The organism is Halomonas llamarensis, from assembly GCF_023555005.1.
GTDB classification, from domain to species: Bacteria; Pseudomonadota; Gammaproteobacteria; order Pseudomonadales; family Halomonadaceae; genus Vreelandella; species Vreelandella llamarensis.
This window is the reverse complement of sequence record NZ_JAMJPJ010000004.1, coordinates 1-23,645: the sequence shown is the minus strand read 5'-3', so window position 1 is coordinate 23,645 and position 23,645 is coordinate 1. Positions and strand designations below refer to the sequence as shown.

Sequence of the window (23,645 nt, the reverse complement as noted above, 5' to 3'; positions counted from 1 at the left end):
CATGAGCGAGGCAATGATCCCGTTAAGCGTGGCGGTGTTGACCATCTCAGATACCCGCACCGAAGAGACCGACCGTAGCGGCCAAGCACTGGTCGAGCGGGCCACGAGTGTCGGCCACCGTGTGGCGGAAAAGCGTATCGTGGCGGACGATGTTTACCAGATTCGCGCGCTGGTGTCGGCGTGGATTGCCGACTCCGAGGTGCAGGTCATTATCACCACCGGCGGCACCGGCTTTACCGGCCGCGACTCGACGCCCGAGGCGGTGTCTGTGCTGCTAGACAAGCGCATCGAAGGGTTTGGCGAGCGGTTTCGCTTGCTCAGCGGCGAGGAGATCGGCAGTTCCACCATCCAAAGCCGCTGCCTTGGCGGGTTTGCCAACGCCACGGTGATTTTTTGCCTACCAGGCTCCACCGGCGCCTGCCGTACCGGCTGGGACGGCATTCTCGCCGAACAGCTCGACAGCCGTCATAAACCCTGCAATTTTGCCAACCTGGTGATTCCCGAGCGGGGTCAGCATGGCTGAGCTGGCTTTGGTAGGCGATGCGCTTTCTGCGCTGCTGGCGGATATTTATCCGCTTAAAAGCGAGTGCATTGCGCTTACGGACGCGCCTGGGCGTGTATTGGCCGAGGATGTTAGCGCTCAGCTTGACGTGCCGGGGTTTGATAACAGCGCGATGGATGGCTATGCGCTGCGCGCCGTTGACGCTGGCAAGCGGCTACCGGTGAGCCAGCGCATTGCCGCGGGGGTGCTGGCCACGCCGCTTGCCCCTGGCACCTGCGCGCGGATTTTTACCGGCGGTGAAATCCCACCGGGTGCGGATTGCGTGGTCATGCAGGAGCGCGTTGAGCGCGACGGCGACGCCGCTAGTGTTCCGGCGAATATTCCGGCAGGCGACAACATTCGCCAGCGTGGGCGTGATGTGCAAACGGGCGCGATCCTGTTGACCGCTGGCACCCGCCTGGAGGCCGCTGCCCTTGGGCACTTGGCGGGGCAGGGCGTCGTAAAGGTCGACGTGCGCCAGCGCCCTAAAGTGGCGTTGCTATCAACCGGTGATGAGATTGTTGACCCGGGTAAGCCACTGGCGCCGGGGCAGCTTTACAATTCCAACCGCCCAATGCTTAAGCGCCTGCTAGAAAACTTCGGCGCTGAGGTGGTTAGCCTTGTCAGCGTACCCGATGATTTTGCTCAGACCGTGGCGTTGTTGCAGCAGGCTGCGGAAGACGCCGATGTGGTGGTCAGCACCGGCGGCGTTAGCGTCGGCGAGGAAGATCACGTTAAAGCAGCGCTGGAGCAGCTTGGTGAGCTTAACCTCTGGCGGCTGGCGATTCGTCCCGGCAAACCGCTGGCGCTCGGGCGCTTACCCAATTCTGGGGGCGAGGCGCGTTTTGTGGGGCTGCCGGGAAACCCGGTATCGAGCTTTGTGGGCGCTTGGCTTTTTCTTCGGCCGTTGATAGGGGCGCTTTTGGCAAGCCCTGCGCTTGCGTCGCTACCGGAGATCACCGCCTGCGCAGGGTTTGCTACCTCAACCGGCCCGCGCCAGCACTATATGCGGGTGCAGCTTCGCTTCACGCCGGAAGGTGCGCGGGCAGAGGCATTTGAGGATCAAAACTCTGGGGTGCTATCGACCTGCATTACGGCGAATGCGTTTGCGGTGATACCGCCTGATGCCCAGGTTAAAGAAGGCGATCAGGTGAGGTGTTTATGGCTGGACGGTTAATCCGATAGGTGCTGCGCTGCTACGCATGACGCACGGTAAACCGAAAGAGGTTAAACTGAGCCAGCCACTGCACTGGGTTGGAGGGCGCCACTTTTTAACCGCGGCGCTACACCGTATCAGCGCCGCGTGAGAAGACCTTCAGCCGTCGGCGTTGATTCTGACGATGATGCCTTTAAGCGTGCTTTCGGCCTTATCGTTGTCAATTTGGCAGGTGCCTGCGTTGAGATGGCCACCGCCGCCGTATTCAAGGCACAGTTCGCCCACGTTCGTTTGGCTAGTGCGGTTCAAAATCGATTTGCCAATCGCCAACACGGTGTTTTGCTGTTTTAAACCCCACATGACGTGGATGGAAATATTGCACTCGGGGTAAAGCGCATAGACCACAAAACGATTGGTGGCGTAAATGGTGTCTTCGTCCCGCAGGTCGAGCACGACGAGATTGCCGTTAACCTCGGCGCAGTGCTTGATTTGTTCTTTCGCTTTGTCTTCATGGTCGCGGTACAGCTCGACGCGCTCGCGGACGTCGTCAAGCGCTAAAATCTCCTCAATGCTGTGCTCGCGGCAGTAGTCGATCAGCTTCATCATCAGCTGATAGTTGGAGATGCGAAATTCGCGGAAGCGGCCAAGGCCGGTGCGCGCGTCCATGATGAAATTAAGCAGCACCCAGCCCTGCGGGTTAAGAATTTCGTCTTTGTTGAACTGCGCGGAATCGCCCTTGTCGACGGCTTCCATCATGTCGTCCCAACGCGTGGGGAAGGCGTCATAGCCACCGTAGTAGTCGAACACCACGCGTGCTGCGGAAGGCGCGTCGGGGTCGATCACGTGATTGTCGGCGCGCTCGGTGTTACGCACGGTTTCGCTTAGGTGGTGATCAAAGGCCAGATGGCAGCCGGGCACGTAGGGGAGATTGGTGGTGATGTCGCGTTCGGTGATCTCAATCTTGCCATCCTGCATATCCTTCGGGTGGACGAAGGTGATGTCGTCGATCAAATCCAAGTGCTTGAGAAGTGCGCCGCAAACCAGGCCGTCAAAGTCACTGCGAGTGACAAGCCGGAACTTGTGCGAATCAGTAGAAGCCATGAACCATCCTCAACATTATGTTCAATTTAAAAAGATATAAGACGATACCAGCCCTTACTACATAGGGGAACGGGAGAAATATGAGTACAATCGAGGTCTCATCCATTTTTGGTGCCAGGAGTAGGCGGTGAGCGATTCCATCATTCGTATCGACGGCCTGAGTAAGACCTTTGCCGGTGGCTTTCAGGCGCTGCGCCAGGTGGATCTATCGATTCAGCGCGGCGAGATTTTTGCGCTGCTCGGTCCTAACGGAGCGGGCAAAACCACCCTCATCAGTGCCGTGTGTGGGCTGGTATCGCCTTCGCAGGGCACGGTGTGGGTGGATGGTTTTGATAACGTTAAAGCGTATCGCCCCGCCCGTGAGCGAATAGGGCTGGTGCCCCAGGAGCTCACCAACGAAGCGTTTGAAACGGTTTGGAATACCGTTAGCTTCAGCCGTGGCCTGTTTGGTAAGCCGCCCAACCCGACACACATCGAGCGAGTGTTAAAATCGTTAACGCTGTGGGAGAAGCGTAATAACCGCCTGATTACCCTCTCCGGCGGGATGAAGCGCCGGGTGTTGATAGCCAAGGCGCTCTCCCATGAGCCACGCATTTTGTTTCTCGATGAGCCCACCGCCGGCGTGGATGTGGCGCTTCGCCGCGAAATGTGGGACGTAGTGCGTGAACTGCGCGATCACGGTGTCACCATCATTCTTACCACGCACTACATTGAGGAAGCCGAGGAGATGGCTGACCGTATCGGCGTGATCAATCACGGCGAGATCGTGTTGGTAGAGGAGAAACACGCGCTGATTGAAAAGCTCGGGCGTAAGCAGTTGACCGTGCAGTTGTTTGAGCCGTTGCAGACGCTGCCACCCGGGCTTGCCACCTTCGCGCTGACACAAAATGACGCCGGTGATGAGCTGATTTATAGCTATGAGAGTGCCACGCAGAAAGCGGGTGATGGCGGTATTTCGGCGCTTTTAGGCGCGCTCAATAAGGCGGGTGTCGGCGTGAAGGATCTGCATACACGGCAGAGCTCGTTGGAAGATATTTTTGTTGACTTGGTTAAGGAGCGTGCATGAACGTCTACCCTGTCCGCGCTATTTATATGGCGGAAATGATGCGTACCCGCCGCACGCTGCTGCAAAGCGTGGTGTCACCGGTGATTTCTACGTCGCTGTATTTTGTCGTGTTTGGTGCGGCGATTGGTTCGCGCATTGATGAGATTGGTGGCGTTAGCTACGGGGCTTTCATCGTTCCCGGTTTGATCATGTTGATGCTATTGACCCAAAGCGTTTCCAACGCCTCGTTCGGGATTTTCTTTCCTAAATTCTCTGGCAGTATTTATGAGCTGCTTTCCGCGCCGATTTCGTTTCTTGAAATTGTCATTGGCTACGTTGGGGCGGCCGCGACAAAATCGGTGGTGCTGGGATTGATCATTTTGGCGACCGCTCGGCTGTTCGTCCCCATGGAAGTGGCGCACCCTGCCTGGATGTTACTCTTTTTACTGCTGACCGCGGTGACGTTTAGCATGCTCGGCTTTATTATCGGTATTTGGGCGGATGGCTTTGATCAGCTTCAGCTGGTGCCGCTTTTAGTGATTACCCCGCTGACCTTTCTGGGGGGCAGTTTCTACTCCATTGATATGCTGCCGCCGTTCTGGCAAGGCGTGACGCTCTTTAATCCGGTGGTCTATCTGGTGAGTGGTTTTCGCTGGAGTTTTTACGGTATTAGCGATGTCAGTATGGGGGCCAGTCTGGCGATGGTTCTGCTCTTTTTGTTTGTGTGTTTGGCCGTCATTGCTTGGATCTTTCGTACCGGTTACCGCCTTAAGCCTTAAAATCGCTACACCTGGGAACGCTTTACGCTATGCCGCTATTGCAAAGTATTGTTCATCATCTCGAGCCCGCGATCGAGGGTGGGCGCCTGACCGTCTCCGCTGCGGATGCCCCGCACCCGCAAGAAAATGCGGCGATGGATACGTTGGTCAGCGAGTTAAATGACACCTATAACACCAAACCCAAGGGTTGGGGGCGCTTTACTGACGCCGAGGGGTCAGGCTTTGTTCGTGAGTTGCGGGCGTATCTTGCCGAGGAACAGGGCTTTGCGGCCATCACGCAGACACTCACTGAGCGTTTGGCCCTAGCGCTTGCCGAGCATCTGGCCGTGAGTGGCTACATAGTATTTGCCCATCAACAGCAAGGCGAGACGCAAACATTACTGTTGGCCTTGGTACATCAGCGTGAGGGTATCGGGATCAATGCGGCGCACCATGCCGAGCCGGCCGCGCAGCTCAATACGCGTCAGCTGACGCTTGCGGCACGCATCAACCTCACTCAATGGCAGCAGGGTGACGCGCAATCGCAGTATGCCTCGTTTCTGAAAGACCGAGGTGGCAAGAAACTCTCTGAGGTGGTGGCCGAATGGCTGGGCGTTGAGGAGGGCGTGGATGCCCCGACTGAGACGCGCACGCTGCTTAAAGCATTCAGCGACTACGTAGAGAAAGAAGACTGTGATGATGAGTCGAGCCGGGAAAAAACCGATGCGTTAGTGGGCTACGCTAACGACCAGCTGCGCCGCGGCGAGCCGATGACGCTCGATGAGCTCTCGGCGGTCGTGGATGAGAAGCAGCCGAAGGCATTTTACGAGCATATTCGCCAAGCCGATTACGGTCTCGCCCCGGAAATCCCACCGGATAAGCGTACACTCAACCAGTTCAGGCGTTTTACCGGCCGTGCAGGTGGTGTATCGATCAGTTTTGACTCGCACTTGCTGGGTTCCAGCGTGGAGTATGACGAGAACGCCGATCGTCTGATCATCAAACAAGTGCCCAAGCAGCTCAAAGAGCAGCTTAAACGCCATGATTGAGCGTTAAGTTAAGGCTTGCCTTGATTTAAGAGGCGTTTACATGACGCGAGCTTCCAGCCTGACGCATCTACTGGAATCTTTAGAGAAAATAGAGCGTAGTAAATCTCAGGTGAGCGTTGAGGATGTGCTCACCGCTGCGGGGAGGCGTTCGTTCGGCCCTATGCTGTTGGTGGCGGGGCTTATTACGCTCGCGCCACTGATTGGCGATATCCCCGGTATGCCCACGCTGATGGCGGCTATCGTGCTGTTGACCGCTGGGCAGTTGTTAGCAGGACGAGATCGATTTTGGTTGCCGCAGTGGCTGTTGCGGCGGCACATGGCGCGCAAGACGTTTGGCAAAGGCTTGCAGCGGATGAAAAAGCCGGCACACTGGATTGACCGGTGGCTGCGGGTGCGCTTGCCGTGGCTGACGGGTTATTGGGGCAGCCGCCTGACCGCGCTAACGGCGCTTATCATTGCGCTTGCCATGCCGCCAATGGAGTTTATTCCCTTCTCCGCTAACGGGGCGGGGCTGGCGCTATCGCTTCTTGGCTTAGGGCTGGTTGCCCGCGATGGAGTGGTGTTATTACTGGGCGTCGGCATCATGGTTACCACCATTATTGTGGTGGCGGTAAATCTTCTCTAATAACGCCAAGAAGTGCTTCCGTTAACCGCAAAACGCCACCCGAAGGTGGCGTTTTAGTGCGGACAGCTAATGACTTAAGCGCAGTCAGCAGCCCCTTCGCCGAACATATCAAACATCATCTCGCGCCCCATGCTGGTCAGCACAAAGCGGCCATACTCGTTGAACGTAGCGGCCTCGCTGGCTTCTAGCACTTGTTGGCAGGTCGCCCATTCTGATGCGCTGGTTTTCAGCGCCGACAAGTCACGGCGGGCTAAGCCACGATGCGGCAAGGTAAGGGTTTCTAAAACGTGGCCGTGGTTGTAAAGCAGCTCGGCAACGGTAGCAAGGCACTGGCGCAAGCTACGTTGCACATGCGCTGCGGTAGAGGTATCGGGAGGCATACAATGTTCTCCTGCAAACAGCCCAAATCGGGTTTGTTGCGGTGCATTATAAACGAAAGTCGTCATAATACCAAGGTCGTAGTTCCGGCGATGGGTGTATGCAACGGTAAGAGGAGCGTGAGGGGAAATAATAAAGCGATAAGAATCGTTCCGCCTCTTTACCCGCATAATAAACTGACGCGCTGTTTTGGTTTTTAATAAGGAGTTTGTTATGGCACGCGCCAGCGCCCGCCATATTTTGGTAAGCAGTGAAGAGCAGTGCAACGCACTGAAACAAGAGATCGAAAACGGTCGAGATTTCGCTGAAGTGGCCAAGGGGCACTCTAGTTGCCCCTCTGGGCGTCAGGGCGGCGATCTTGGCAGCTTTGGCCCGGGCCAGATGGTGCCGGAATTCGATAAAGTCGTCTTTAATGATGAGTTAAACAAAGTACACGGGCCGGTACAAACCCAGTTTGGGTATCATCTGCTTGAGGTTACTAGCCGCAGTTAATGGCAGCTAAAAGACGTTAAGCACCGCGGCCTAACGGTCGCGGTGTGAGACGCGCGCCTTGCCTCCTTCCGGCACAAATCCTGATATTCGTTCGTAAAAGACTGACGTCATAACAGATCAGTGCAGCAACAGCGAACAACGTGCTGGATGCGATTACTCATTTCTTCCAACAGGCGCTGGCGGCGCCAGAACAGCGCGATAACCAAACCGTAACGCTAGAGCTTGCTTCGGCGGCGTTGCTCTGCGAAGTGATGCGCGCTGATTATGATAAAAACGATGACAAGCGCCGCGCTCAAGCAGATGTTAACCCGCCGTTACCACTTAAGCGACAGCGCGGTCAGCGAGCTAATAACGCTGGCGGAAGCGGAAGTGGATGATGCCGTCGATCACTACCAGTTTGTCAGCCTGATTAAACAACATTACGTTTACGAGCAGCGCTGTGAGCTGGTGGCCTTGATGTGGCAGCTGGCCTGGGTAGACGGCAATATCGACCCACTCGAAGAGCACCGCGACGCCGACGACCATTAATCTGCTGAAACTAACCGTGAGGTGAGGGTAGCGGCCTGCTGGTCAAGCGCTTGTAGCGCGCATTGCAACACCTTGATCGTTTTCGCGGTGGCGGGTATTTGGGAAGAGAAAAACAAAAAAAGCACCCGTAGATGCTTGATTTGCTTGCTAAGGTGGTGGAGGCGGCGTCCCGCTTAAAGTAAATATAAGCCATTGTTTTTATTTTACATTAAGCAATTTTATTTTTAAATATGCCCCCAATTATGCCCCCATTTATACAGTGCTGCCTTTATTAACCCATGCTTTGAACCCGTGTACTGTTGTTATGAGCAAATAGCTCTACTGGGTGCCACTCCCTTAAGTGCATTTTAACCCCTTGTTTGGCAATGAAAGGGGTGGCGGTGCTTGTGGCTGGGTGGTGGACGTTTGACCAACAAGCCGCCGCGTTTATCTTGCATTGTCGTTACCGCTTCGCTCCATGGGGCTTCGCCCCATCCCCCAGGTAGTGAAGTACGCCAGCAGCCTAATTGCCTTCATTATAGCGTGACAAAATCACAGCAACGCCAGCACCGCGCCGCGCATGACCTTTTTGCGCCGTTTGGTTGTGTGGGGTTGTTGTATCGCGTGCCTATGGCCGGGGTGATTTATTGGCCACCTTAGCGGATGGCGGGCACCTTTTCGGCTTCGCGCCAGCCTGATTAAAGGCCAGCTAAAACAGCGTGATAGCGCATTGATTGGGGCATTTATGAGGCGGTGGCCACGGTATACCGGGCATGATGCCAGCGACGGCTTGATGGCTTGATAACAAAACAACAACCAACCTCTGAAAATTTGCCGTGCATAGGCGAATTCCGGGACTGTTTGCCCCCGTAGCCGTGGGGGCGGGTGGGGGAGTACCTTTTATTTTTTGGCGTGTCTGAGCGCCAGCACCAGGCACAAAAAAGCCGTGAAAGGATCGCTCCCTTCACGGCGTTGACTGCTTGCGATAATGCCCCTAAGGGTTATGCCTTGCTGCCGCGAACCATGCCGCGATAGTCCAGCGGTGCAACGCCTGCATCAATGCGGCACTTGTAACTTACACCGTCCACGCTCCACCCCTCTTGCTGCTCAAGGTAAGGGGTATCAACGCCGTCCAAGTAAGCCACCTCTACCGTGTCGCTTCCCAGCTCAGCCGCCACGTACCAATTATCCGGGGAGTGTGCATCAAGACGGCTTTCAACCACCAGTTCCCCCATGCTGTTGACCGGGTTCATGATGCCGCTATTGGTCTCAGCGCCCGGCACTGAGGTACTGCTTAGCACCTGCATGGCGATAGATTCAAGGGCGGCGGGCACAATCACGAAGGCGGGCGCGATGTTCAGCGTGTTGCCGTGTCTATCCTTCTGCATGCGCATTTGCTTACGGGCCTCACCCAGCGCATTAGGTATGAAACCTTCAGAGCTGGTGATGATGTTGCCATGGTCATCATGAAACAACGGCTTGCCGTCTGTGAAGGTGTTGTTGCTCATCAAGATGGCGTAAACCAAGTCACCAATGGTACGGCTTGCCGCTCGCCCCATGTTGGCGGGGATCGCTTGAAAGGCACTCATATCATCGTTAATGATTGCCTGTCGTGTGATGCTGAACAGTCCGCCGTATGTCGCTAAGGCAATCGGGGCGGCGCGGTCGTCTGCCGTGACATAGTTGTACTCTGCCCCTTCTTTCACTTTGGGTAGTGAGGGGAAGCCGCCCAGGCCTGCACGGTGTGCCGTGTGGAAATTGCTTAACGTGCCCTTCTTAGTCCAGCGCGGGAAGGTTTCGCCGCTGTTCTCCCAGCCTCTTAGCATGGCCTTCTCACTCACGTTCTGTAGCACATGGCCAAAGTCACTAGAGGTATGAGTGAAGGCAGCGCCCACCATCTGCATCTTGGAGCCATAGGCGCTGACACTGACGCCCTTCTCGGTAAGAGAGGCCCGCGCCATTTCGGCTAAGCTCATGGTGCGGAAGTGGTTGCTCTTGTCCTGTGACTTGGCAACACCTGCACGATCTAATAGCGCTTCAATCATGCCATCCTGTACGGCGTTACCATTATCAGCAAAGGCGCCAACGTCTTTGCGTGGTGGGGCTGTGGGTGTGGTGCCTTGGCCTAAGGCGTTCATGGTAGCGGCGCGGATTTGTTCGGCTGACATAGTCTTAATGTCCTGACTGTTTTTAAGTTGGGCCACGGCGGGCAGGTCTGGAAATTGATTTAGGGCGGCTATTTGCGCTTCACGGCGCTGGGCGGCTATCTGCATTTCCCGGCGCTGGGCGGCTGCCTCGGGTAGGTTGGTGATGTTGGCCAAGTAAGCTATGGCCACCGCTGACATACGGGGCTTGTCCTGTTCGCTGGCTTCAACCCGCTGGGCAAACCCGGCGGCTACCGTTTCCTCAGCGTTGTACCAAGTCTCAGCTTCCATGATTGCCGTGATGGCTTCGTCACTCTGCCCGGTGCGCTCGGCATAGAGCGTGACCATTTCGTCGGCGGCTTTATCAAGCGTGTCTGCACTTCTGCGCATCGCTCTTGCGTCGCCCATCACCACAGACCACGGGTTGTGCACCATGATGAAACTATGCTCAGCCATTACCACTTCATCGGCTGCCAGCATTACCAGGGTCGCAGAGCTTGCCGCTAGGCCATCCACAAACGCAGTCACGTTGCCAGCATAGGTACGCAGGTTATTGAAGATCGCTAGAGCATCGGTGACGCTGCCACCGGGGCTATTGATATGCAGCGTGATAGGTTCGTTGCTGCCGCTGGCTAACAGGCGCTTGACGGTGGCAGCGGTCACACCGTCGATCACATCATAAATCTGAATATCCACGGTTACGCTTCCTCACTCTCTTTACCTAGCCATGGGTGCGGTACCGGGGCGGCTTGATTGTCACACCACTTACGGATCGACAAACGCGCCAGCTCAGCCATGGAATAAGGCGGTGCTGCTGGGTGACGCTCTGCATCAATTTGGCGCTTTAACTGCGCCAGCATGTATACCGTCTGTTCATCAAGGTGAACGGTAAGGTGGTTGTTTTTAGTCTGTGATTTAGGCATTGCGTTAACTCCAAAGGGCTTAATGAAAATGCTGAATTTTTATACAGAATATAATAGATATTATAGAAAATATAGCCTCACAACTTTCTGATAATTAAGGATTTATTTTTTTATCTAGCTGTCGCTTAAGCCAAAGATTAGCCGCTTGACGGCCTGCGTTGCTCTTTACGTGGGCGAGCTGTTCTTGCATGGCTGCCTGTTCCCAGGCGGCGCAATACCCTTTAGCAAGTCGCATTGCTTCGCTGTTTTGTTGTGTGGCCAGACGTAGGCGAATAAAGCGGCGATCCTCAGCCAGCAGGGCACACCGTTTCTCTATCAGCGCCAGCCACGATTCCACGCGGCTGGTCACGCTCGCACGGCGTGGGCGTTGTTGGGGGCGGGTGCCGGGCTTGCCTTGCGACCGGGAAGCGCCAGCAGCGGCTTGCATCTGAGCAATGCGTGTAAGTAGAGCGTCACCGTTCATGCAAATACTCCCGGTGGAATATCAGCGAGTGACAGCTCCCCATCCAACAGCCAATCAAGTACCAGTTCACGGCCTTCATCCAGTGAGGCGCGCAAACGCTCACGATCTTCGTGTTCAAGGCGGCGCCTAACAGAATCGATGCGGCATTGGTGGGCGTCTACCTTGGCTTGTTGCTGGATACGGTTTACCTGTTCGCGGGGTAACGGTGGGCACATGCGCCTAAACCACTCGGACTCGGTAACGCCCCTTTCAAATAGGATTGATTTCTCCCATGGCCATAGCGGGCGCTTAGGTTTTAGTTCGCCCATGTACCGGAAAGCTTTTAATGGCCCTTTTGCTGCCAGTTCCCTTGCTTCTCTCTCATGCTTAATGGCGCTGTGCGTACAGTTAATGACACCAGTCCAAGGCGCTGCGGCTTCGCCTACGCGCTTAAAATCAAACCCGGCCGCTTCACCTTTGCGTTCAAACGTCCAGCGGTAGTACCGGGTAAGGTATTCCGTTTCGCCTAGCTGACTGCTAACCACCAAGCCCCAGATGCCCGCCATCGGCTCCCCGTAACGGCCAAGCGTGTCGCTTGACCATTCCCCGGTCATAGGGTTGATGTTGGCCGCGTCAACGGTTTGACGCACCACACGCCACGGGCGAATAGGCGCGGCGTCACGGGGCTGCATGGGGCCGCCCATCAAGTGAAGGTACTTATCCCAGGCGCCAGCATTGGCCGCTTGGCGTAACTCTCCCAGGATCGCGGCGGCTTCTGGCTCTGGCCGTGTGGCCGCTTCCCAATCAGCTAAGCGCTGTTCATCTTTGAGGCGGCGCAGCTCACGCCACACCGTGACGGAAGGCAGGCCCACAAACTGAAACTGACGAATACCCCAGCAGGCCGCCCACGCTTCGATACGCGGGGCGCTGGTTTCTAGTGGCTGGCCGTAGTGGTCGAGGTTATCGCTCGGTACGCCTTGGCGGGTGTGTTGCTTGCCGTTGATATTTTTCGCCACGTACTTGGCCACATACCCGGCAGCGCTTCCCTTGCTTCGATCAATGGCCACGGGCTTGAATCTAACGTTGGTGTTTCGCTTAACCTCACCCGGTGAATCTTCCAGCGAGTAGCGGCGTAATATGCTGGTTACCTTGGGTTCATCTTCGGGGCGCATCCATATCAGCAAATGCCAGTGAGGCGTTCCATCGTGATGAGGCTCGGCAACACGGATCCCGTAAATACCTAAACCGTCTCGCTTGAATTTAGCGCGGGCTTTCGCCCATAGGTTTTGCAAGTAGGCCTGTGCTTCACGCGGGTTAGCGCCAGCATATTTGTGGTTAATGCTGGCGTTCTGTCGTACCGGATGAAAGCGGCTAGGAGTGGTGATGGTGTAGAACATGCCGCAATGCCCGGCCCGGTCGGCTTCCCGCTCAGTGTCGGCAATGCGCAACATTAGCTCTGCCCGCCGAAACTCAGGGTTTGCTAAACCAAGCTCGGCCAGCTCTGCAAGGGTGTACTGGTCGCCGTCCTGGTTGGTGGCCGTGATGGCTTCCAGTAAGCGGGCGTTGCGGGTGGTTTGGTCAATACGGCGGCGGTAGCCTTCGTTGCTAACGTAAATGCCTGCCCGCTTCTGTGTTCGGCCTAAGATGCGCTGCCTCTGCTCACGGCGGCGGCTGGTGAGTCGTCTAAGCTGACGGCGCCACCACATTGGGCATGCAAGGCGTAAGAGTTCCCCGGCGGTACTATGCCCGGTGGGAAGGGGTAGGCAATGCAAAGCGACACGGCGGCGGGCACGTTGTAGCGCGTAAACAGGATCGCCCAGGCTGGCGGCTTCCAGTTCAATGGCGCGGGCTTGGGCGGTGGCGTGGTCGATCAAGGCTTGATCATCGCTGCAGCACTTCCACGGGCCACAGTTCAGCAGCGAATCAGCAAGGGCTTGTCGATCAATAAAGGCGGCGTGGCTGGTCATACCACCCCCTTACCACTTACCGGGCGTGGCTTCTCAGCGCCAGCACCAACCCCGAAGGGTTGGCATTGATCGATAAGGCATAGGCGCGCCCCATACCGTGTGCTACTCTCAGGTTTAGCGTTTGCTTTGGTCAGCGGCGCGGAGAAGGCCCAGCCATTGCGCTGGGCTTTTTCATGGGGGCTAGTCAGCATCGCGGCCCCCTTCCTGATCAGCGCCAGCGGGGTCAATGCTTTCATCAAGTAGGTCATTGGCTAACGTGGTGGCGCGCTCCCCCATGCACCGGAAAGCCGTTGCCCATGCAAGCGCCTGCTGTTCCGTTACTCCCTGACTTAGATAAGCGGTATCACCCAGGGCGGTTGCTAGCGTGCTTTGGGCTTCGCCGATGTCGCGCAGCTCGACCAGTTGCTTTACGGATTGATCTTGTGGGCGGCTCATGAAATAGCCCTCCATGTATTACCGCTGAGAACTTCAAGTTTCACGTCTGTGAGTGGAATGGCGACGGGCACAGCAAACCACTGCTTGGGATCGCCTCCCCGCTTGCGGGCTGCGGCTTCCAGTTTCCGGCGCTCATTTCTGGGTAGGCACGCGTAATTGCACGCTTCGCGCCATGTCATTAGGCGGTTATCGTCGGCAGGTAGTGCAAAACGAACGCAGCCGAACAGGTCGCGGTATTCCCAAAATTTGAGGTTAACCAGCGTGCCACCAGTCCAGCAGGGCTTTGTCGCGGTAGGCTCCCAAAACGGGTGTGCTGAAAACCACAGCAAGGGCGTTTCAACGTGGGTATCTGCATGGGGCAGTAGCTGGCCGCTGTTCAGAACCGGCGGCAGCTTTTGCACAAGGTTGGAATAGTGGAAGACGCAACTCATTCAGCCACCACCCCTGGAAGCAGCGCTTCCAGATCGCGGGCAATGGCTTGCAGCTCTTCAAGGGCGTTATGACCAGCCAAGCGCTCTAGGCCAGGAAGGTAAACAGTGAAGGATTGGTGGGCTTTGAAATTATCTTTAGCCAGTTCACTGAACAGCAGCACGTTGACGCGAAATCCATGGCCAACGCCTGTGTATTCAGCACTTACGCAATAGATGCCTTGAAAGCTGATTGTTATGGCCAGGTCCTGGATGTAGGCCATGGCGTCGCGGTGGGCTTGGGTAAGCAAGCTGGGGGCTGGAATGTGGTGGTTAGCGTTATTCATGCTGCACCGCCTACGCTGCGCTTGGCAGTTTCTAGGGCGCGGGCTTCTAGCTGTTGGGCTTTTTCGATGTGGTGGTTGTAACGCTTAAGGCGGGTGCGCGTGCTGGAATCGGCAAACAAAGCGGCCTTGGCCATTTGTCTATGCGCTTCGGCCCGGCGGGATAAACTGCGGGTAATGAGGTTTGAAAGGCGTAATGATGCCATTGGGACGGACTCCTGTATCTTCGGAGTCGCCACTACTGCGGCCAAACAGTTGGAGGCGACTGCATGCGGGTTGGCCGACCGGAGATACAGGATTCCGGCACGCTCGAAAGCGTCCCACATGCAGCCACCACATACGCGGATGATGGGCACAAAAAAAGCGCCATTATCGCGGTGGGCGCTGATGCGCCTGTATCTTTCAGACCGGCCAAGGTCTGTAGTTGCTGACGATTTTGCGCCAGCCGTTAGAGCATAGCTGGGAGCGGGGTAGCGGTCAAACATTATGCTGCCCCCTCTTGGCGGCTCGCTTCAATGCGCTGCTGAATCCACTCGTCTATTTCCGACTCTACCCAGGCCACGGCGCGCGGCCCAATGCGAACGGGTTTCGGGAAGTCACCGCGCTCCATGCCGCGATAAACACCGGTCGTACTCATCCCGGTTTTTTCGCGGACGACAGGGAATCGGATTAGGTTGGACGTTGGTTTGGTAGGGGTAGCCATGCCTTTAGCTCCTTTGGTTGCTTATGGGGCATGGCTGAAAGGATGGATGGCGGCATATCTCAAGTATTGCTGGATTTCACGGCGAAATTCAGAATCTATCTGCTTTCGCGTCGCTTTATTTTTATTTTGGTAACTATGTACCTACTCTGAGCTACGAATTCCTTTTGCTAACTCCTTAAAATCTTTATATTTTTTAACTCCATCGTCGTTGTAATAAAAGTCCTTAAGAGTTCCTGGCTTGATGTTCCAGCGCTTAGCAATTAACTCAAAAAGCCCATCATCTATAGGAGTTTTATTTTGCTCTTGGGCATAGTAGACATCCATTGCGCCTATCATCTTCCAAGTATATTTATTGTCGACATAACCATCTGTCACAAGCGGTGGCTTTGCTGGCTCATTTTCTTTTGTTTTACGAGGCCTAGTTAACGGCAATCCTAGCGACTGGCCAACCCACTTAGATCGCCCCTCCATAAAGTCATTAGCCATTACGCTCAATAGCTTCAGTTCATTGTGGCTAGGCACAATCAGTGTGTTAGACAGAGCATCAAAACAAGCCAATAGTGTTCCTAGTCGATTGCCGTGCACTTCTATAAAATTGGCCTTTTTAGACGCCTGTTCCTCTTTATGAACTAAGAAAATTTCTATCAAGCTATTAAGACTCTTTGATATTTTTTCTTTATTTGAATAGAGCAACACAACAGCGGCTGCATCCTCAAGATCAACCTTTTCTCTAACGCTTATTTGAGAGCATTCGCTTTTGCTATTCATGTGCTTAGCGAGGCGCTCCAATACGTTATCTAAGTCAGCCTGAATAGCTTGCAATTCTTCATCCATGATTGGCCGCTCCCTTGTAGATCGGCACCACATTACTTGCACCATCGCGCAGGGCGTCGAGGTAGTCGGCCCAGCTTTGTAGCATTTCCCGGCGCTGTTCTAAGTGCGTGGTGCGGTTATAGGCGCGCCCGTTGCTGTCTTTCACCTTGTGGGCTAGCTGCTGTTCTATGTACTGTTCTGGGTAGCCAAGGCGCTCAGCCAAAATAGTGCGGGCCATGGCCCGGAAGCCGTGGGCGGTCATTTCCCCTTTGAAGCCCATACGATCCAGCGCGGCCTTTATCGTGGCGTTACTCATTGGGCGTTTGCTACTGCGGGCACCGGGGAACACGTATTCACCCCGGCCCGTTAGGCGGTGAAGCTCTGCCAGCATGTCGACCGCTTGACGGGGTAGGGGCACCACCAACGGATCAGCGTTTTTGCTTGGCTGGAAAGCCCATTCACCGCGCTCTAAATCGAAGTCTGCCCACTTGGCTTGGCGTAGCTCACCAGGGCGAACGAACACCAGCGGGGAGAGCTTGAGCGCGACGATGGTAACGGGCATCCCGCCGTAACCGTCGATAGCATGCAGCAGTGGAGGCAGCTCTGCCGGGTCGGTGATGGCTGCATGGTGGTTTGTCTTAGGGGTGCGTAACGCGCCTCTAAGGTCTGGCGTTAAGTCACGTTCGGCGCGGCCCGTGGATATGGCATATCGGAATACTTGCCCGCACAGGGTTTTTACCCGGTGCGCTGTTTCAAGGTGGCCGCGCTTTTCAATTTTGCGCAGGCATTCCAGCAGTTCAGGCGGCGTTATATCGGTAATAGGGCGATGGCCCAGCGCTGGAAAGGCGTCACGGGTTAAGCGTGACTTGTTGCGCTTGTAGTGGTCGGGCACCACTTCATGGCGGTGGATATGCTCAAGCCATTCTGTGGCCACGGCTTTAAAGGTATTTCCCGCCGTCGTTTTGCCAAGCTCTTTGGTAACGCGCTTTGTGGTGCTGGGGTCTAGCCCTTGCGCCAGTAGCTTTCGGGCCTGTTCGCGGGCCTCTCTAGCAGCGGAAAGACTGATTTCGGGGTAAACGCCAATGGCTAAGCGCTTTTCCTTGCCGTGGAAACGGTACTTCATGCGCCAGTAGGTGCCCCCAGTTGGGGTAACTTCAAGATACATGCCCCCACCATCGGTAAGGCGGTAGGTTTTCTCTTGGGGCTTGGCGCTGCGCACGGCGGTAGCTGATAGCTTATTGCTAACGTGGGCCATATTGGGGGCACCTCATCGGTGAAGGCTCATAGTGCCCCCAGATATGCCCCCTATAGTGGGGTTGTGTCAAGAGTTTCCACCCAATGCCAAGACAACAAAAAAGCGCCCTGAGGCGCTTTTTTGCTGGTTTCTTGGGAGGTTTTGAGAACTCTTGAAACCTTTGTGTGGTGGAGGCGGCGGGAATTGAACCCGCGTCCGCCGGCACTCGCCCATTGGCTCTACATGCTTAGATTTCGTCTTTTGCTTTAACGCGACTGGCTCCGACGATCAGGATCCAGCCACGCGAGCCTTCTTAAGTTTAACGATTGACGAGAAGACACCGCCAACCGCGGTCCTATCAGCTTTAGCTCGTATCTCCTCAGTGATGAATAGGCACATCACCTTGGAGCCGGACAAGAAGCTACCAGCTTTACGCTGCTAGCGCGCCCTGAGCATAGTTTTCGTCGTTTGCGACTATTTTTCGTGATGTTGGATTTACGAGATACATCACGCTCTCGGCATGCACCGCAGGGTTTGTCACCAGCGTCGAAACCATGTCGCCCCCTTAGTGAGACGCGCATTCTAACGCGCTTGTAATAAATTGACCAGTTATGCCTTGTTTTGTTCCCGCATAATACGGCCTTTTTGACGTTGCCAGTCGCGATCTTTTTCAGTGGCACGTTTGTCGTGGGTTTTCTTGCCGGTGACTAGGGCGAGTTCGCACTTCACCTTGTTGCGCTTCCAGTAAAGCTTAAGGGGGACGCACGTGTGGCCCTTATCCTGGGTTACCGAGAAAATTTTGGCGATTTCTTTGCGGTGCAGCAGTAATTTTCGCGTCCGTGTGGGGTCAGCGATTTCATGAGTGCTCGCGGTGTTTAGCGGCATGATATGGCTACCCAGCAGCCACGCTTCGCCATTGCGAATTAAAATATACGTGTCTGTTAACTGTCCTTTGCCTGCGCGAAGGCTTTTGACTTCCCAGCCAGCCAGCGAGAGACCCGCTTCGAAGGTTTCATCAATATGATACTCAAAGCGGGCCTTCTTATTTTGAGCGATGACGCTGCTGCTAGGACCTTTTTTGGTTTTTCCTTTCTTTGTGGCCATGAGACCTCGTCATTGATCTGTTGGTTGCCTCTTCGCGGAGAAGAGAGCCGTGATACTATTTGTGCGTTAAGATTAGCCCCCATGATACGCCTTGGGCACTATGAAGTCAGCGGAGAGGTCAATGCCAACCGTGAATCGTTCCGCCTTGGTGCGGCACACTCCTAAGCAAATGTTTGAACTGGTGAACGATTTCGAGTCCTATCCGGAATTTTTGCCGGGTTGTCGTCGTGCGCGGTTGATTGAGCGCGATGATGCACATCTTATCGGTGAAATGACTTTAGGGCGCGCAGGTATCGAACAAACCATTAAGACGCGTAACGAGCTGTATTCGCCCGAGCGAATTGAAATGTCGCTAGTCAGTGGACCATTTAAACGCCTGAAAGGGCGTTGGTGCTTCGTACCGATGGGTGAAGATGCTTGCCAGGTCAGCTTGGAGATGGAGTTTGAGTTTGCTAACCGTCTGTTAAGTATGGCGTTCGGTAAGATATTTCAACAAATTGCTGGGCAGTTGGTGGATTCGTTTACTAAGCGTGCCAACGAGTTACATGGCCGTTGAAAGCCATATGAACTCGCTGTTTGTTGAGGTGGCGTTCGCATTGCCGCAAAAACAACGCATCGTTGCCCTAACAGTGCCTGATGGAACCACGGTGCTTGAGGCGGTGGAAAAAGCAAATTTGCCGTTACTCTTCCCCGAGGTTTCGCCCGAGACATTTCATCAGGCGCCGCTTGGCGTCTTTGGCAAAGTAATACGAGAGCCGTCTGCGTACCCGCTACGCCAAGGTGATCGTGTCGAAGTGTATCGCCCGCTAGAGGTGGATCCTAAAGTGGCTCGCCTAGCGCGTGCGAAGCGCCAGGCAGAGCACTAGTTAGGGACGAGGCGTCGGTTACGCTCTGACTCAGGGGGCTGCTTGCGTACTGTCACTCGGAAGTGCGTCCATTGGGTCGGTGCCTTCTGTGGCAGGCCCTAAGCTAGTTTCTGTGCCTAACGGTAGACCCTCGGAGAAATCCCCTTCTTTATCAATCTTGGTAAGTTCCCCTTGTCGATCGAACGTTAGCGTGACGCGCCGGGTTTCGACGCCGCTGTAGGCTTTATCTAGCCGAGAAACATAGTCCCACTCGCGCGAGTCGAAGGGCGCCTCAAGTAGAGGGCGGCCCATGACATACGTGACCTGTTCTTGCGTCATGCCGGGCTTAAGTTGCTCCACCATATCTTGCGTGATGAGGTTGCCTTGCGGGATGTCGCGTTTATAAACGCCGACATAACTGCAACCGCTAATGAGTGCGAGCGTGGCTGAGAACGTGATAATTCGAGTCAATTTTTGCATTTGCGCCTATTCTTCACTATCGTGGTTTCGGTCGATCATACCCGACCTAACCTGTTACTGCGAAGAGCAACCATGGCCGATCAGAACCATGAACTGCGTAAAGCCGGGCTCAAAGTGACCCTGCCGCGCGTTAAAATCCTGCAAATCCTCGAAAATGCCTCTGGCCAACACCATTTAAGCGCAGAAGAAGTGTATAAAACACTGATTGATGCGGGAGAAGATGTTGGCTTGGCAACGGTCTATCGCGTGTTGACTCAATTTGAGACAGCGGGCCTCGTAATTCGTCATAATTTTGACGGCGGGCATGCTGTATTCGAGTTAACTCAAGAAGATCATCATGACCACATGGTCTGCCTTAATAGCGGTGAGATCATTGAATTTGTCGATGAAATGATCGAGCGCCGTCAGCAAGAGATTGCTGAAGAGCATGGCTATGAATTAGTGGATCATGCGCTGGTACTTTATGTGCGTCCTAAGGATGACACTCCATCGCGCGCTGATAGTCACTTACCTAGACCCCGACGTTGATGCGTATTCAATAAGTGATTTCGGCAGGCATTACGCCTGCCGTTTTACTTTTTAGGGGCGTCGCTCACTAACTGCTTCCCAAAGTGCCTGAATCCTAGGCCGCTTTAGGCGCCGATTGAGCACACATAAGCCCACATCGTAATAAGGCAGTTCTGGCTTGACGTGGAGTATCTTGACACTCTCAGCCAGCGGGCTGTTATCCAGCACAATTTTGGGTACCACGCCGACGCCAAACCCTAGACCCACCATGCTGACAATAGCCTCGTGCCCTGCCACCTGAGCATAAATGCGCGGTGTGACGCCAAGTGCTCTAAACCATGTATCGGCGTATTCGCGCGATAAGCCCGCCTCCGACAAAATCATCGGCACTGTCTCCCACTGCTGCGCTGTTGAGCTTTCGGGGGTGTGGGGTAGCCACTCAGCTGGGCTCGTGGGGGCGATGAATACAAGCGATGAGCGTGTGAGTGATTTAAACGCCAGTGCTGGCGGGGGCGTCCGTGGGCGAGGCGTGATGGCCATATCGTCATCACCCGATAATACACGGTTCATTGCATTTGCGGGGTCGCCGGTATGTAGCTTGAACTCGATGCCGGGGTGTTGGAGGCGGAAGTCGCTAAGCAGTTCGTACAAAAAACTGTAGCTCGCAGTAACGGAGCAATAGATGCTGATGTCGCCGGTTAGTTGTGCCGCTTCGTCTGCCAGCGTTCGTTTGATGGTTTCCCACTGATCTAGCGTATCCCGCGCGTAGCGCTGGAAGTGCATCCCTTGTGGCGTCAACGAAACATGTCGGTTGTCGCGTTCAATAAGCGTCGTGGCGAGTTCGTTTTCTAACTGCTGAAGCGAACGGCTAAGGGTAGAGGGGCTTGTGTGACACAGCTCACTAGCGCGGCCAAAGTGGAGGGTGTCAGACAAAGTGATGAAGTGCTTAAGTAGTCGAAAGTCCATGAGAGCCCCGTGTTTCACTATGTGCATTGTTGTGTTGCAAATATAGCGTTTTACGCAATAGGCGTCATCGCGTAAGGTGACTTCATTGCTTGAAGCGAGTGCTGCATGAGACAGCGCCAGTGGCTTTCAACGCTGATATGACGTTTTATTTCAAATACTTAATGGAGTTCCTGCTATGCACGTTTATTACGATAAAGATTGTGACCTGTCTCTTATCCAGGCGAAGAAAGTCACTATCGTTGGTTATGGCTCTCAAGGGCACGCGCATGCCAATAACTTAAAAGAGTCTGGCGTTGATGTAACCGTGGCGTTGCGCGAAGGGTCCTCTTCTGCAGCAAAAGCAGAAGCTGCTGGTTTGAAAGTTGCCACCGTGCCAGAAGCGTGTAAAACCGCTGACGTAGTGATGATTCTTGCGCCGGATGAAAACCAAAAAGCGATCTATGAGCAGGAAGTTGCACCGAACCTGAAAGAGGGCGCGACGTTGGCTTTCGCCCACGGATTCAACATTCACTACAATCAGATTGAGCCACGCAAAGATCTCGACGTGATCATGATCGCGCCGAAAGCACCGGGCCACACAGTTCGTTCTGAATTTGTGAAAGGCGGCGGTATCCCCGATTTGATCGCAATTCATCAAGATGCGTCAGGTAAGGCCAAAGAGCTGGCGCTTTCCTATGCAGCAGGTGTTGGCGGCGGTCGTAGCGGTATCATTGAAACCACGTTTAAAGATGAAACCGAAACAGATTTGTTCGGCGAGCAAGCGGTGCTGTGCGGCGGTGCTGTGGAATTGGTGAAAGCCGGTTTTGAAACGCTAACCGAAGCGGGCTACGCGCCGGAAATGGCCTACTTCGAGTGTTTGCACGAGCTCAAGCTGATCGTTGACCTGATGTACGAAGGCGGTATCGCCAACATGAACTACTCCATCTCTAATAACGCGGAGTATGGTGAGTACGTGACGGGTACCGAAGTGATCAATGAGCAATCACGTGCCGCCATGCGTAACGCCTTAAAGCGTATTCAAACCGGCGAATACGCCAAAATGTTTATCAATGAGGGTAACAGCAATTATCCGTCGATGACCGCACGTCGTCGCTTAAACGCTGAGCACGAAATTGAACAGGTAGGCGCTAAGCTGCGTGGCATGATGCCGTGGATTGCCGCTAATCAATTGGTAGATAAGTCGAAAAACTGAGTCTGGGTTGCTTGATGGATTGGGGGCGCTATGTCGCGCCCCTTTACGTATGGCGCCATCACGCTAACGGGCTGGCTGAGTGAGGTTCTCCGTGTAGAATGAAGAGAACGCTATTTATGTGACTTCATTTCAAACGGATGATACTTATGACTCAGGATGCTCATGACCCAGAGCGAGCAAGTTCTCCTTCGCCGGAAGAGGAAGAATCCTCTAAGCGAGTGAGTAGCGAGGACTTGGCGAGTACTTTTTTGCGCGAAACCGAAGTCATTGAAGAGTCGGTTGAAGATGGTCAGAAAATTCGCCGCAAGGGTATTTATTTACTGCCTAACCTATTTACCACCTCGGCGCTGTTTTCGGGTTTTTTCGCGGTGGTGGCCGGGATCAACGGTGATTTTACTGCCGCAGCCGTCGCTATCTTCATTGCCATGGTGCTTGATGGCTTGGACGGCCGTGTTGCACGAATGACCAACACGCAAAGCGCGTTCGGCGCTGAATATGACAGTCTGGCCGATATGATCTCTTTTGGTATGGCGCCCGCCTTGGTCGCCTTTACCTGGATTTTGCAGGATATCGGAAAAACCGGCTGGGTGGTGGCCTTTCTCTACGTTGCCTGTGCCGCGCTTCGCTTAGCACGCTTTAACGTGCAGATTGGTAGCACGGATAAAAAATGGTTTATCGGCTTGCCTAGCCCTTCTGCCGCCGCATTAATTGCCGCAAGCGTATGGACATTCCATAGCTTTGATGCTGATGCGCTGGGGTTTAAGTTGTTGATGCTATTTATGGTGGCAGCCGCAGGAGTGTTGATGGTCAGCAATATTCGCTACTACAGTTTTAAAGATTTCGATTTTAAAAAGCCGGTGCCCTTTGTTGTGCTGCTGGCAGTTGTGTTGGGGTTTGTTATGATTTCCGTAGAACCCTCCGCAATGTTGTTATTGTTGTTTGGGGTCTATGTGCTTTCGGGGCCTGTGCTGGCTGTCATGCGTAAGGCAAAGCCCAAGAGTTAGAACTTTTTCGCACAACCCCTTGCGAACCCGTCATTGAACCCGTAGAGTACGCATCCGCTGCCGGGGACGCACAGCGTTACCAGCGGTGATTAAGGTGTAAAAACCTTGGTTTGTCAGAAGGTTAGAGGCTTGATTGAGTTGTCAGTTTGTATCAATCGCTCGACTATTGCCTTCACACGTTTATCGCCATCTTAGCGAAAAGCGAGTTGACAAACATCACGGAATGCGTAGAATACGCCTTCCTCGCTGAGGCAAGCCATTCAGGTTATCGAATGACTTCCTTCAACGACATGCTCTTTAATAATGTGATCAGGTAATTCATGTGGGCGCTTGCCGATGAGGGTGATAAATCACCGATTATCAAGGCAAGCGACTCGACCAAGGTCTTCGGATCTTGAGAGAACGTTTGAAAACCTTGAGCCAAGTTTGATGCACTTATGTGACTTTCGAGTGACATGTAAGCATCACAATGATTGTAAACTG

At 54.4% G+C, this 23,645-nt stretch carries 31 protein-coding genes and 1 other RNA gene; 13 read left to right on the top strand and 19 right to left on the bottom strand.

What is annotated here, in order from left to right; genetic code table 11:
- Nucleotide 1: 1 nt before the first annotated feature.
- Together moaB and M8006_RS04080 are read left to right on the top strand one after the other, a co-directional pair.
- Entirely contained in the window at nt 2–523 is a 522-nt protein-coding gene (moaB, locus tag M8006_RS04085) for a molybdenum cofactor biosynthesis protein B (RefSeq protein WP_250080191.1), read from the top strand.
- The gene (locus M8006_RS04080; protein ID WP_250080190.1) at nt 516–1,718 is read left to right on the top strand and encodes a molybdopterin molybdotransferase MoeA; all 1,203 of its coding nucleotides are present in this window, start codon (nt 516–518) and stop codon (nt 1,716–1,718) included. Before moaB ends, M8006_RS04080 begins: the two co-directional genes overlap by 8 nt.
- Before the next feature lie 138 nt (nt 1,719–1,856).
- Here M8006_RS04080 and M8006_RS04075 read toward each other — a convergent pair whose 3' ends face one another.
- Nucleotides 1,857–2,798 (bottom strand): DHH family phosphoesterase, encoded by a 942-nt coding sequence (locus tag M8006_RS04075; RefSeq protein WP_250080189.1) that lies wholly within the window; start codon nt 2,796–2,798, stop codon nt 1,857–1,859.
- Nucleotides 2,799–2,925: 127 nt separating this feature from the next.
- On the opposite strand from M8006_RS04075, the gene M8006_RS04070 reads away from it, so the two are divergent.
- The 4 genes from M8006_RS04070 to M8006_RS04055 are packed head-to-tail and all read left to right on the top strand — an operon-like array spanning nt 2,926 to nt 6,275.
- A complete protein-coding gene (locus M8006_RS04070; protein ID WP_250080188.1) occupies nt 2,926–3,864 on the top strand; it encodes an ABC transporter ATP-binding protein in 939 nt (312 codons plus the stop codon).
- The gene (locus M8006_RS04065) at nt 3,861–4,622 is read left to right on the top strand and encodes an ABC transporter permease (RefSeq protein WP_250080187.1); all 762 of its coding nucleotides are present in this window, start codon (nt 3,861–3,863) and stop codon (nt 4,620–4,622) included. Before M8006_RS04070 ends, M8006_RS04065 begins: the two co-directional genes overlap by 4 nt.
- A gap of 29 nt (nt 4,623–4,651) precedes the next feature.
- Nucleotides 4,652–5,650 carry a nucleoid-associated protein gene (locus M8006_RS04060; RefSeq protein ID WP_250080186.1) on the top strand — a complete coding sequence of 333 codons (999 nt, stop codon included), beginning with the start codon at nt 4,652–4,654 and terminating at the stop codon, nt 5,648–5,650.
- Between the two features lie 40 nt (nt 5,651–5,690).
- Entirely contained in the window at nt 5,691–6,275 is a 585-nt protein-coding gene (locus M8006_RS04055; protein WP_250080185.1) for an exopolysaccharide biosynthesis protein, read from the top strand.
- Between the two features lie 74 nt (nt 6,276–6,349).
- Here the strand turns inward: M8006_RS04055 and M8006_RS04050 are convergent, their stop codons facing one another.
- Complete coding sequence (locus M8006_RS04050; protein WP_250080184.1) at nt 6,350–6,655, bottom strand: hypothetical protein; 306 nt, start codon at nt 6,653–6,655, stop codon at nt 6,350–6,352.
- Nucleotides 6,656–6,866: 211 nt separating this feature from the next.
- On the opposite strand from M8006_RS04050, the gene M8006_RS04045 reads away from it, so the two are divergent.
- Together M8006_RS04045 and M8006_RS04040 are read left to right on the top strand one after the other, a co-directional pair.
- Nucleotides 6,867–7,145 (top strand): peptidylprolyl isomerase, encoded by a 279-nt coding sequence (locus M8006_RS04045; protein ID WP_250080183.1) that lies wholly within the window; start codon nt 6,867–6,869, stop codon nt 7,143–7,145.
- A gap of 276 nt (nt 7,146–7,421) precedes the next feature.
- Nucleotides 7,422–7,673 carry a tellurite resistance TerB family protein gene (locus tag M8006_RS04040; protein ID WP_250080182.1) on the top strand — a complete coding sequence of 84 codons (252 nt, stop codon included), beginning with the start codon at nt 7,422–7,424 and terminating at the stop codon, nt 7,671–7,673.
- Between the two features lie 980 nt (nt 7,674–8,653).
- On the opposite strand, the gene M8006_RS18235 is transcribed toward M8006_RS04040, so the two are convergent.
- The 14 genes from M8006_RS18235 to smpB all read right to left on the bottom strand — a co-directional run bounded on the left by M8006_RS18235 (nt 8,654) and on the right by smpB (nt 18,168).
- Nucleotides 8,654–10,492 (bottom strand): ClpP-like prohead protease/major capsid protein fusion protein, encoded by a 1,839-nt coding sequence (locus M8006_RS18235; RefSeq protein WP_250080181.1) that lies wholly within the window; start codon nt 10,490–10,492, stop codon nt 8,654–8,656.
- Between the two features lie 2 nt (nt 10,493–10,494).
- Nucleotides 10,495–10,719, bottom strand: a complete 225-nt coding sequence (locus M8006_RS04030; protein WP_250080180.1) for a hypothetical protein — start codon at nt 10,717–10,719, stop codon at nt 10,495–10,497.
- A gap of 94 nt (nt 10,720–10,813) precedes the next feature.
- Nucleotides 10,814–11,182 (bottom strand): hypothetical protein, encoded by a 369-nt coding sequence (locus M8006_RS04025; protein WP_250080179.1) that lies wholly within the window; start codon nt 11,180–11,182, stop codon nt 10,814–10,816.
- The gene (locus M8006_RS04020; RefSeq protein ID WP_250080178.1) at nt 11,179–13,128 is read right to left on the bottom strand and encodes a replication endonuclease; all 1,950 of its coding nucleotides are present in this window, start codon (nt 13,126–13,128) and stop codon (nt 11,179–11,181) included. The genes M8006_RS04025 and M8006_RS04020 overlap by 4 nt, the downstream gene beginning before the upstream one ends.
- Nucleotides 13,125–13,319: a hypothetical protein gene (locus M8006_RS04015; protein WP_250080177.1), complete on the bottom strand. Its 195-nt coding sequence runs from the start codon at nt 13,317–13,319 to the stop codon at nt 13,125–13,127. Before M8006_RS04015 ends, M8006_RS04020 begins: the two co-directional genes overlap by 4 nt.
- Complete coding sequence (locus tag M8006_RS04010) at nt 13,309–13,563, bottom strand: hypothetical protein (protein WP_250080176.1); 255 nt, start codon at nt 13,561–13,563, stop codon at nt 13,309–13,311. The genes M8006_RS04015 and M8006_RS04010 overlap by 11 nt, the downstream gene beginning before the upstream one ends.
- Nucleotides 13,560–13,994: a hypothetical protein gene (locus M8006_RS04005; RefSeq protein WP_250080175.1), complete on the bottom strand. Its 435-nt coding sequence runs from the start codon at nt 13,992–13,994 to the stop codon at nt 13,560–13,562. The genes M8006_RS04010 and M8006_RS04005 overlap by 4 nt, the downstream gene beginning before the upstream one ends.
- Nucleotides 13,991–14,317: a hypothetical protein gene (locus tag M8006_RS04000; RefSeq protein WP_250080174.1), complete on the bottom strand. Its 327-nt coding sequence runs from the start codon at nt 14,315–14,317 to the stop codon at nt 13,991–13,993. Before M8006_RS04000 ends, M8006_RS04005 begins: the two co-directional genes overlap by 4 nt.
- Nucleotides 14,314–14,520 carry a hypothetical protein gene (locus tag M8006_RS03995; RefSeq protein WP_250080173.1) on the bottom strand — a complete coding sequence of 69 codons (207 nt, stop codon included), beginning with the start codon at nt 14,518–14,520 and terminating at the stop codon, nt 14,314–14,316. The genes M8006_RS04000 and M8006_RS03995 overlap by 4 nt, the downstream gene beginning before the upstream one ends.
- 278 nt (nt 14,521–14,798) lie before the next feature.
- A complete protein-coding gene (locus M8006_RS03990; RefSeq protein ID WP_250080172.1) occupies nt 14,799–15,017 on the bottom strand; it encodes a helix-turn-helix transcriptional regulator in 219 nt (72 codons plus the stop codon).
- Nucleotides 15,018–15,158: 141 nt separating this feature from the next.
- Nucleotides 15,159–15,851, bottom strand: a complete 693-nt coding sequence (locus tag M8006_RS03985; protein WP_250080171.1) for a hypothetical protein — start codon at nt 15,849–15,851, stop codon at nt 15,159–15,161.
- On the bottom strand, nt 15,844–17,085 hold the full coding sequence (locus M8006_RS03980) for a tyrosine-type recombinase/integrase (RefSeq protein ID WP_250080170.1): 1,242 nt from the start codon (nt 17,083–17,085) through the stop codon (nt 15,844–15,846). Before M8006_RS03980 ends, M8006_RS03985 begins: the two co-directional genes overlap by 8 nt.
- Nucleotides 17,086–17,250: 165 nt before the next feature.
- Nucleotides 17,251–17,629: a transfer-messenger RNA gene (gene ssrA / locus M8006_RS03975) on the bottom strand.
- A gap of 44 nt (nt 17,630–17,673) precedes the next feature.
- Nucleotides 17,674–18,168: an SsrA-binding protein SmpB gene (gene smpB, locus M8006_RS03970; RefSeq protein ID WP_250080169.1), complete on the bottom strand. Its 495-nt coding sequence runs from the start codon at nt 18,166–18,168 to the stop codon at nt 17,674–17,676.
- A 121-nt stretch (nt 18,169–18,289) separates the two neighbouring features.
- Here smpB and M8006_RS03965 point away from each other — a divergent pair, with 121 nt between their 5' ends.
- Nucleotides 18,290–18,724: a type II toxin-antitoxin system RatA family toxin gene (locus tag M8006_RS03965; RefSeq protein WP_250080168.1), complete on the top strand. Its 435-nt coding sequence runs from the start codon at nt 18,290–18,292 to the stop codon at nt 18,722–18,724.
- Nucleotides 18,714–19,034: an RnfH family protein gene (locus M8006_RS03960; RefSeq protein ID WP_250080167.1), complete on the top strand. Its 321-nt coding sequence runs from the start codon at nt 18,714–18,716 to the stop codon at nt 19,032–19,034. The genes M8006_RS03965 and M8006_RS03960 overlap by 11 nt, the downstream gene beginning before the upstream one ends.
- A 30-nt stretch (nt 19,035–19,064) precedes the next feature.
- Here M8006_RS03960 and M8006_RS03955 read toward each other — a convergent pair whose 3' ends face one another.
- Nucleotides 19,065–19,493 carry an outer membrane protein assembly factor BamE gene (locus M8006_RS03955; RefSeq protein ID WP_250080166.1) on the bottom strand — a complete coding sequence of 143 codons (429 nt, stop codon included), beginning with the start codon at nt 19,491–19,493 and terminating at the stop codon, nt 19,065–19,067.
- Between the two features lie 72 nt (nt 19,494–19,565).
- Between M8006_RS03955 and fur the strand changes: the two genes are divergently transcribed.
- Complete coding sequence (fur, locus tag M8006_RS03950) at nt 19,566–20,021, top strand: ferric iron uptake transcriptional regulator (RefSeq protein ID WP_250080165.1); 456 nt, start codon at nt 19,566–19,568, stop codon at nt 20,019–20,021.
- 51 nt (nt 20,022–20,072) lie between these two features.
- Here the strand turns inward: fur and ilvY are convergent, their stop codons facing one another.
- Complete coding sequence (gene ilvY / locus M8006_RS03945; RefSeq protein WP_250080164.1) at nt 20,073–20,966, bottom strand: HTH-type transcriptional activator IlvY; 894 nt, start codon at nt 20,964–20,966, stop codon at nt 20,073–20,075.
- Between the two features lie 175 nt (nt 20,967–21,141).
- Here ilvY and ilvC point away from each other — a divergent pair, with 175 nt between their 5' ends.
- Nucleotides 21,142–22,158, top strand: a complete 1,017-nt coding sequence (gene ilvC / locus M8006_RS03940; RefSeq protein ID WP_250080163.1) for a ketol-acid reductoisomerase — start codon at nt 21,142–21,144, stop codon at nt 22,156–22,158.
- Between the two features lie 146 nt (nt 22,159–22,304).
- Nucleotides 22,305–23,162, top strand: a complete 858-nt coding sequence (gene pssA, locus M8006_RS03935) for a CDP-diacylglycerol--serine O-phosphatidyltransferase (protein ID WP_250080162.1) — start codon at nt 22,305–22,307, stop codon at nt 23,160–23,162.
- A 265-nt stretch (nt 23,163–23,427) separates the two neighbouring features.
- Here pssA and M8006_RS03930 read toward each other — a convergent pair.
- A partial coding sequence (locus M8006_RS03930) for a hypothetical protein (RefSeq protein WP_250080161.1) occupies nt 23,428–23,645 on the bottom strand: 218 nt, incomplete at its 5' end.